Genomic DNA, 8,319 nt, shown 5'->3' on the forward strand with positions numbered 1-8,319 from the left:
GCGTAGCAATGCAAGACGGTACATCCTGGAGCACGATGAAGATCGGGCTGTGTACCTGAGGTTGTTGCAGGAAAACATGCAGCAATACAAGGTGTCCCTCGTTGGATATTGTCTGATGTCCGATCATGTTCATCTTGTGATGGTTCCAGACGAGGCGGATAGCCTGGCGTTGACGTTGAAGCACACGCACGGCCGGTATGCCGGATACTGGAATGCTAAGAGCATTTTTCCTGTAGGTGTAGTGCAGGGCTTGTGCATCTATGGGCGTTTTCCGTAATGAAAACGCCGCTGCGCGTTCCTCCCGGGATACCCAGCAACAGGAAAAATGCTCTAAACACGGATCGAGCGGACATGTAAGGCAGGGAAGGTACTACTCCTGTCGGTTGGATCGGCCACATCTATGGAAGGCATTGCGCTATACAGAGTTGAACCCACTGCGGACGGGTTTGATTTCAGCCGCAGAGGACTGGCCTGGTCCAGTGCCGGCGCGCATTGTGGGATGGCAGCGGGTGATGTATCGCTGTCCATGGAACTCTGGGCCGCAAACTGGAAGAGATCGAGTTGGAAAGAGTATCTCGCAGAGAAAGAAACAGAAGAAGAGCTTCAGGCCATTCGGCAGTCGACTCATACCGGGAGGCCTTTGGCGACGAGAGCTTCGTTCGTGATCTGGAGGCAGCAACCGAGCGACCGTTATCTCCGCAAAGAGGAGGCCGTCCGGCAAAAGCAACCAGTAAATTCCGCGCAGGCTCAATTAACTTTCGAAATCTAACTTGAAGCGCTATCTGCTTGAGAACGCGTCTCCAGGTTTCTCGCCGCCTCACTGTAGCTCAGACAGGTAACTGGACCTTCTCCAACGTGTCAGGATTCTGTAGGGCGGCGAGAAGAAGCCTCTGTGCTCTCGTTTTCGGAGTTTTAGATAGGGAAAACTCAAAGCGGCAGTTTAGCGCTACTAAGTTGACGATATCTGTCTCGCTTATACCGCTGTCATCGAGGACGATGGTCACATTGACGGCGTATGCCATGCGGCCAAGCGAGTAATTTCCCCCACGTATTACATTCCCTGGAGGCAGCGAACTCAAACGAAGTCTGCAGTTGCGGAAGAGGTAAGCCAAAAATGGCACCTTGCCAATTTCGGGTAGCGGGGGAATGTATCCGGCCTCCACGTTGGTGTCGCATAGAGGCAGTTCGGGTGATACAGACGTCGAACTTGTGCTGTAGCTCACGAGTTCGGCAGCCGCGGACCAAGATTCATCCACATCTGGAAACCGTGCGAGAGTCTTTTCAACTTCCGCCGAGATTGCTCGGATCTTCTGTCGGTTTGGCTTTTTGTTGCTAACAACTTCAACTTGAACTTCGCTCTTGAGGAGGTTCATATTCGCGGCTACCGCTTTTGGCGAATCTGCCTTCTGCAGTTGCGTAACAAGTTGATGTGCGCCACCATCGGCGAGATTTTGCTTCATCGCGATGACATTCGTAGTGATAAAGGCACCCCAAGTAAGAACTGCAATAGTGCCGATTGACGCGACCCATTTGGCACCGCCAAGCATCGTTTCTATTTTGGTGACGCGCATTTCGAGCGTGGAAGCTTGATCGGCGATTTTAGTCGCACGCTCATTTAGATTCTTGATATCACCCTGTGATGCCGCCATCGATACATCCTCAAAAAGCGTTTTATTGGCAGAAACATAATTCTCTTCGAAATCTACCGTGGTGTCCACCGGGAACGGATGCTTTGTTGTTAGATGATTTGGGAGACTGTCCTGCGCCTTAGAGTGTCAGCATCGGCGCGTTTGGAACGGATGGAGGGAAACTTGGGGACGGGAAACCTGGGAACAGATGGGACGTAACGAGGTCCCTGTGTTGCTGTCCATTGGAAGCGAGCACAGATGATGACGTCAGCTGATCGAGGATGTTGCGGCATAGTTGATCTGATCTTCAAGAGGTCGCAGATTGGGAGAAACTGTGGGAGAGATTGAAGGATTCTGGAAGTGGTTTCTTGCCAATCGGGAGCGACTGCATAGCAGCGCATACAACGATGAGGCATTGCTTGACGAGGTAGGAGAGGCGCTGTATCTCGTTGACGCCCGGCTTGCGTTTGAGATTGGGCCACCTGAGGCGATTAGAGAATTTGTGATCAGCGCCGATGGTTTGAAAGATGTCTTTCCTTCGGTTGTCTCGCTTGTGAGTGCTGCGCCGAATATTCCTCAGTGGAAGATCACTGCTTTCAGGCCCCGTCGTGTACTGCTGCCGGCCGTCGAACTCAATGGGTGCAGTGTGGACCCGGAGGATGTTTCGTTCTCGCTGTTGGATAACGGTAAGATTGCCGGCATTCATCTCTTCTTGCCTAACTTCCATGCGGAGAATGTCAGTCTGCAGCAGATTGGATATCTGCTGTTGGACAGTGCGCTTGGGGAGTTTGATGTGGAGATGAATCTGGGGCCGATCAAGATGATCGATGTTTCAAGCCCGGAGGAGTTCAAGCGATATCCATTCTCTGAGCTTCCGGAGATGTTCGATCGCTTGAATCAGAGGCTTGGCAGGCAGTCGGTAACTACGCATTGATTCGGGGGCCGTCTGCTGAGAAGCAGATCCCTACGGGATGACAAACAAAATGCGGCCGGGTGACTTTTACCGCATGACCGAAGTTGTCGTGGCCGCCTCACCCACATCTGGCGATAATGCTGCCAGATATGGGGCACCCGGCACTCGTCAGAGAAGCAGATCTCTGCGGGATGACAAAAAGGAAATTTGAGAAGGGGATTTTTGGTGGAGCTGAGCGGGATCGAACCGCTGACCTCCTCGTTGCGAACGAGGCGCTCTCCCAGCTGAGCTACAGCCCCACAACAGAAGTCCGCGCATCTGGTGGGCGCGGACGGTGGCACAACCAACGAGGGTTAGTTTAGCAGACGAAGGGCGCGTCTCTCAACGCGCCCTTCGGTGTTTCTGTGATTCTGTGTTGCTACCCAGACTTACCGCAGCGCGGCCTGTTTCTGCGCGTTAGCGGCCTTGTCGGCCAGGGCCTGTGCCTGTGGTAGGAAGCCGACGGCCTTCTGGATCATTGGATCCCAGTCGGCGCGGACGTGCAGACCTTCCGTCTGTCCGAACTGCGAGGTGAAGAGCTCGGCCTTGATGTTGGCCTTGATCCAGTCCTTCACCGCATCGAAGTCAGCATCGGAGTAGGCAATGTTCTGCGTCGATGGAGCAGACTTCAGGAAGCTCTTGAAGTCGGTGATCACTGCATCGTCCACCGTGAACTCCTTGGTGACCGGATGCGTCGCCAGGTAGTGCTTGGAGTAGTTGAAGAAGGCATAGCCGATCAGCAACTGATCCTGCAGGTGCGTGGACTTCGGCGTCTCGACCTTTTCGTCCGGAGTGATGCCGCCGCCGCCGTAGACGGTGCGTCCGCTGTCGGTGAGTTTCACCTCGCGGTTGGCGTTGTCCTTAGGCGTGTCGCGTACGTAGTAGTAGTCGTAGAGCGAGACGTTGTCGTAATTACGCTGAATCAGGCGGCCGCTCGGCGTGTAGTAGTGATATGTGGTCAGCGCCAGGCCGGTGTTCTCGCTCAGCGTGCTAACGGTCTGCACCAGGCCCTTGCCGAAGGTGGTCTCACCCACAATCAGAGCGCGATCGTGATCCTGCAGCGCGCCGGAAACGATCTCCGCAGCCGATGCCGTGTTGCGGTTCACCAGCACGACGATGGGATACGACTTACCCTGTTCGCCGCGGGTGGCGCGGTAGACCTCATCCGGGAAGGCGCGTCCCTTCTGGCTGACGACAATTTGTCCCTTCTGCAGGAACTTGTCGCTCATGGCCACAGCTTCCTTCAGCAGGCCGCCGGGGTTGCCGCGCAGGTCGATGACCAGGCCGTCAACCTTGCCGAACTTCTCCAAAGCATCGGCGACCTCGTGGCTGGTGGTCTCCATAAAACTGGAGACGTGGATGTAGCCAACGCCCGGCTTGATCTGGAAAGCCAGGTCAACGGAGTAGCGGGGAATCTCGTCCCGGACCAGGTCGAAGGTCAGGGGCTTTTCAGAGCCTTCGCGGGCCATTACTACAGCAACGTGAGTGCCGCGGGCGCCCTTCAGCAGGCTGGCCACTGCGGCCGAGTCCATGCCTTCGGTCGACTTGCCATCAACGGTGACGATTACATCGCCTGGGCGAATGCCGGCCTTATATGCGGGCGTGCCTTCGAAGGGAGCGACGACAACAATCTTGTTGCCCYGGGGCTGGATCTGCATGCCCACACCGTAGTACTTGCCGTGCTGATCTTCGCGCATCTGCGCGTAGGCCTTCGGGTCATAGAAGTTCGAGTGTGGGTCGAGCGTGTGCAGCATGCCCGGGATCGCGCCGTCGTAGATGGCCTTGTCGATGCGCTCGCCGGTCATGGGGTCGGCGTAGTTCTGCTCGACCACGGCGTAGGCGCTGGTGAAGCTTTTAAGGCTGTCGCGAACTTTGTTTTCGTCAGTGGCCTGTTGCGCTCCGACTCTCTGGTTCACGAAGGAACCGGCAAGGGCGCAGCTGGCTAGGAAAACGGTTGCAGAGAAGGCGGCACGGCGGGTGCGAAGAGCCATTGTGGAAGGTACCTCTTTATGCAGGTAGGGAAACAGCTTGAACGCGGGCTGCTCTATCTCCCGCGTATGACGGAGTATAGCACTGGAAGGTGAGCCGAACCGAGGCCCAAAATCGCCTCGCGGGGCGTAGAATAGGCGAGTCGATACCCGATTTGGCACCTTCGCGTCGAATCTGATATGGCAGTTCAACCGGCAGGGATTCTGTTTCGATTTATGACCATTCGTCCATCCATCCTGACAGGCAGCGCCAGCCTGCTTCTGGCTGTTTCCGCGTTCGCCCAGCAGCAGCAGCAGAAGCCCAGCGCTCCGCGCTATGTAAGCCCCATTGCCCAGAAGCAGCCGGTGAATTCGCCCACGCCCAAGGCCATTACGCCCGACGCCGAGGTGGTGGAGGATATGGTCGTCCGCGTGAATGACCAGATCATCTCCCGCTCAGACTATGAGCGCGCCCAGCAGCAGCTCGAGGGCGAGATCACCCAGAACCGGCTGCCACCAGAAGATGCCGACAAGCGCCGCAAGGACCTGCTGCGCGACCTGATCGACCAGCAACTGTTGATTTCCAAGGGCAAAGAGCTCGGCGTCAATGCCGATGCCGAGGTTGTCCGCCGCCTGGACGAGATCCGCAAACAGAACCACTTTGACTCGATGGAGGCCCTGGAAAAGGCGGCTCGCGATCAGGGTGTCAGCTTTGAGGACTTCAAGGCCTCGATTCGCAACAACATCATTACCGGCGAAGTAGTGCGCAACGAGGTTGGCCGTAAGTTGCAGATGACGCACGCCGACGAGCTGCGCTACTACAACGCCCACAAGAACGAGTTCAGCCAGCCGGAACAGATCCACCTCGCCGAGATTCTGATTCCCACCCCGGCCACCCCGACCGATGCCGATGTCGCCGCTGCCCAGAAGAAGGCCGACGATGTGGCCGCGCAACTGGCCGGTGGAGCGAAGTTCGAGGACCTGGCCAAGACTGTCTCCGGCGGACCGACAGCGTCACAGGGCGGCGACCTGGGTATGTTCAAGCGCGGCGCTCTGGCGCAAGTGCTTGAAGACAAGACCTTTCCCCTGAAGGCTGGCGAAAATACCGCTCCCATCCGGACTCGTCAGGGCTTCGTGATCCGAAGAAGATCAAGCGCGAGAAGGTACGTTACGGTCAGGCTCCGCGTACGGCGTTGCCTGCGGCTCCTGAGGACCAGGTGGCCAACACCGCGCCGCAGCAGGAAGCTGCTCCCGGCACCGCGATCGCGCCGGTAGACAGCAATCCGCTGTCACAGGCGAATGCCGATGCTGCCGCAGCAGCGGCTGCCGCCAATGTCGATCCGCTGGCGCCGAAGGCTGCGGTGGCCGATCACAAGTCACGCTACTCCGCCAAGCAGAAGGAGTTTGAGCAGGCGAAGGTTGACCGCAAGATTGCCTTTTCCCGTGAGAAGGCCGCTGCCATGCCGGATGCTCCTCACGAGGAAGAGGTGCAGAGCCGCAAGGTGCAGTCTTCTGCTCTCGGTCTGAATGGTGACAACGCCAAGAAGAAGAAGGTAAAGCGCAAGAAGGGCGAGGAGAAGAAGCGCATCCAGCAGACCGTCCAGGCTCCCTCGGAGACGCAGAAGGAAGTCAACAGCCAGCGCAACGACGACGGTACGTATAAGAATCCGGTACCGGCGGGAACTGGTGATACCACCAATAAGTAAAAGTGAAGAGCGGATCCTTCACTTGCGTTCATAGAGAAAAGGCCCCGGAGACGGGGCCTTTCTGCCGTTTGAATCTTTAGTCATCGTGGTGGTGCCTGCCGCCGTGGTGGTGGTCGTCTTCGTCCTGGTCCCCGTGGTCCCAATGACCCTTGCGGAGCCGCCAACCTCCTCGGTCGTGATCGTAGTGCGGATGGACGTAGTACGCCCTGGCGTAGGGACGGCGTTCCCAGCGGCCGGGGGTCCATACGTAGCGATCTCTCGCGACATTCCAGTAGCCGTCGATCCACAGAAACTCAGGACCCGGGATGGGTGGGGGTACCTCATAACGTAGCGGGGGCGGCRGAGCTCCGATAGTGACGCCGATACTGACCTGGGCATTGCATGAAGCCGCCAGTGATCCGGCAAAGACGGCTGCTGCCAATAATTTTGCTTTCATTCAATCTCCGTTGTTTTGGTACCGCTTCGCTGTGAGATGCGCGATAGGAGAGTGTTGTTGTGCTGATGGCACAGGTGGAGCGGTTCTTGAGCAAGGAAGCGGAAAGGCCCCGCTGGCCAGGGACCCCGGAGCAAGACAATTCGCGCGGTGCGCGAATACCCATGTCCCTTTGGGGACATGGAGCACCCGGTGTGGTGGCTCTTTAGGCATCCTTAGTGGCGGTGCCAGTCGTGGTGGTCGCCGTGGTCTTCACGGTCCCAGTGGCCTTCGTGGAGGCGCCAGCCTTCGGGATAGTGATCATAGTGCGGATGGGTGTAATACGCTCCGGCGTAGGGGCGGCGCTCCCAGTGGCCGGGAACCCATACGTAGCGGCGGCCGGAGACACTCCAGTAGCCGTCAACCCATAGATAGTCAGGACCTGGCGTGGGCGGGGCAACCTCATAACGCAGCGGGGGTGGGGGTGTTCCGATAGTGACGCCAATGCCGACCTGTGCATTGCCGGGAGCTGCCAGTGCTCCGGCGAAGACAACTGCTGCCAACCATTTTGTTTTCATTGCGATCTCCGTTTTGGATACAGCTTTGCTTTAAGATGCGCGAGATGTCAGATGGTGTTGCGCTAAGGGCACAATTGACGGGTATTCTTGAGTTTCAAGGATATGAAGTCTTTCTTTATCCATGTGGGACGAGTTCGAGGACGCGCTGCGTACCTGCGAACCCGGCTGCTACGTGAAGGTGCAGGGACAGATCTCGAAGTACAACGGCCGCTTCCAGATCACGCTGCAAAAGCTCCGCCTGGCGGCCGAGAGCGAGGTCGACCCGGCAGACTTTCTGGCGCACACGCAGTACGACATCGGAGAGATGTGGCAGGAGCTGCGCTCGACCGTCGATGCCTTCAGCAACATACATCTGCAGCGGCTGGTGAATGCGTTCCTCGATGATCCGGTCATTGGGCCGGCGTTTATGAGCGCTCCCGCGGCGAAGGTGCTGCACCATGCCTGGATCGGCGGTCTGCTGGAGCATGTCGTCTTCCTGCTGCGCATGTGCAAGCGGGTAGCTCCGCAGTATCCCGAGGTGGATCCGGATCTGCTGTGCACGGCGGCTATTCTGCATGACGTTGGTAAGACCCGCGAGCTGGAGTGGAAATCGAGCTTTGCCTACTCAGCCGAGGGACAGCTTATCGGGCATATCTCCATTGCAATGGGGATGCTGCGCGACAAGCTCGCACTGATCTCGCAGGTGGAGCCGTTTCCGGAGAGGCTGCGCATCCTGGTGGAGCACCTCATCCTGTCGCACCACGGATCGCTGGAGTTCGGCTCGCCCAAGCTGCCGATGTTTGCGGAGGCGCTGGTCTTCCACGCGATCGACGATCTCGAAGCGAAGATGCAGAACCTGCGGACGCAGCTCGCGAACCATGTTGCCGGTGGAAATCAGCCGGGGTCGGTGACCGACTGGATCAGGAGCATGGACCGGCAGTTGGTGGATTCGAAGGAATACCTGAAGGGCTAGTTGCTAGTTGCTGGTTCCTGGTTGCTAGGGCGTATCGACATATTCACTTCCGCTGCGGGAGAGTTTTTGTTGCAGTTTTTGCATGGGAGTATTGCGCTACGAGCTGACCGATGCTCAGTGGAAT

General features: G+C 57.6%; 10 protein-coding genes and 1 tRNA gene. 6 read left to right on the plus strand and 5 right to left on the minus strand.

Features of this window, described 5'->3' with window-relative positions; translation table 11 throughout:
• On the plus strand, positions 1-277 hold a 277-nt coding region (locus AB4043_RS12185), incomplete at its 5' end, for a transposase (protein ID WP_442307152.1).
• A gap of 123 nt (positions 278-400) precedes the next feature.
• Positions 401-769, plus strand: coding sequence for a hypothetical protein (locus tag AB4043_RS12190; RefSeq protein WP_442307153.1), 369 nt, complete (start codon positions 401-403; stop codon positions 767-769).
• A gap of 58 nt (positions 770-827) precedes the next feature.
• Here AB4043_RS12190 and AB4043_RS12195 read toward each other — a convergent pair whose 3' ends face one another.
• A complete protein-coding gene (locus tag AB4043_RS12195; RefSeq protein WP_442303454.1) occupies positions 828-1,718 on the minus strand; it encodes a hypothetical protein in 891 nt (296 codons plus the stop codon).
• 244 nt (positions 1,719-1,962) lie between these two features.
• Between AB4043_RS12195 and AB4043_RS12200 the strand changes: the two genes are divergently transcribed.
• Positions 1,963-2,562, plus strand: coding sequence for a hypothetical protein (locus AB4043_RS12200; RefSeq protein ID WP_442303455.1), 600 nt, complete (start codon positions 1,963-1,965; stop codon positions 2,560-2,562).
• A gap of 202 nt (positions 2,563-2,764) precedes the next feature.
• Here AB4043_RS12200 and AB4043_RS12205 read toward each other — a convergent pair.
• Together AB4043_RS12205 and AB4043_RS12210 are read right to left on the minus strand one after the other, a co-directional pair.
• Positions 2,765-2,840: transfer RNA gene (locus AB4043_RS12205), tRNA-Ala, on the minus strand.
• 129 nt (positions 2,841-2,969) lie between these two features.
• Positions 2,970-4,571 carry a S41 family peptidase gene (locus tag AB4043_RS12210; protein WP_442307154.1) on the minus strand — a complete coding sequence of 534 codons (1,602 nt, stop codon included), beginning with the start codon at positions 4,569-4,571 and terminating at the stop codon, positions 2,970-2,972.
• Positions 4,572-4,784: 213 nt separating this feature from the next.
• Between AB4043_RS12210 and AB4043_RS12215 the strand changes: the two genes are divergently transcribed.
• Positions 4,785-5,822, plus strand: coding sequence for a peptidylprolyl isomerase (locus AB4043_RS12215; RefSeq protein WP_442307155.1), 1,038 nt, complete (start codon positions 4,785-4,787; stop codon positions 5,820-5,822).
• Positions 5,765-6,253 carry a hypothetical protein gene (locus AB4043_RS12220; protein WP_442307156.1) on the plus strand — a complete coding sequence of 163 codons (489 nt, stop codon included), beginning with the start codon at positions 5,765-5,767 and terminating at the stop codon, positions 6,251-6,253. The genes AB4043_RS12215 and AB4043_RS12220 overlap by 58 nt, the downstream gene beginning before the upstream one ends.
• A gap of 76 nt (positions 6,254-6,329) precedes the next feature.
• Here the strand turns inward: AB4043_RS12220 and AB4043_RS12225 are convergent, their stop codons facing one another.
• Together AB4043_RS12225 and AB4043_RS12230 are read right to left on the minus strand one after the other, a co-directional pair.
• Positions 6,330-6,689: a hypothetical protein gene (locus AB4043_RS12225; RefSeq protein WP_442307157.1), complete on the minus strand. Its 360-nt coding sequence runs from the start codon at positions 6,687-6,689 to the stop codon at positions 6,330-6,332.
• 212 nt (positions 6,690-6,901) lie between these two features.
• Positions 6,902-7,243: a YXWGXW repeat-containing protein gene (locus AB4043_RS12230; protein ID WP_442303459.1), complete on the minus strand. Its 342-nt coding sequence runs from the start codon at positions 7,241-7,243 to the stop codon at positions 6,902-6,904.
• Positions 7,244-7,364: 121 nt separating this feature from the next.
• On the opposite strand from AB4043_RS12230, the gene AB4043_RS12235 reads away from it, so the two are divergent.
• Positions 7,365-8,195: a 3'-5' exoribonuclease YhaM family protein gene (locus AB4043_RS12235; RefSeq protein ID WP_442307158.1), complete on the plus strand. Its 831-nt coding sequence runs from the start codon at positions 7,365-7,367 to the stop codon at positions 8,193-8,195.
• Positions 8,196-8,319 lie beyond the last annotated feature (124 nt).

It is taken from the genome of Terriglobus sp. YAF25 (genome assembly GCF_052113305.1).
Classification (GTDB): Bacteria; Acidobacteriota; Terriglobia; order Terriglobales; family Acidobacteriaceae; genus Terriglobus.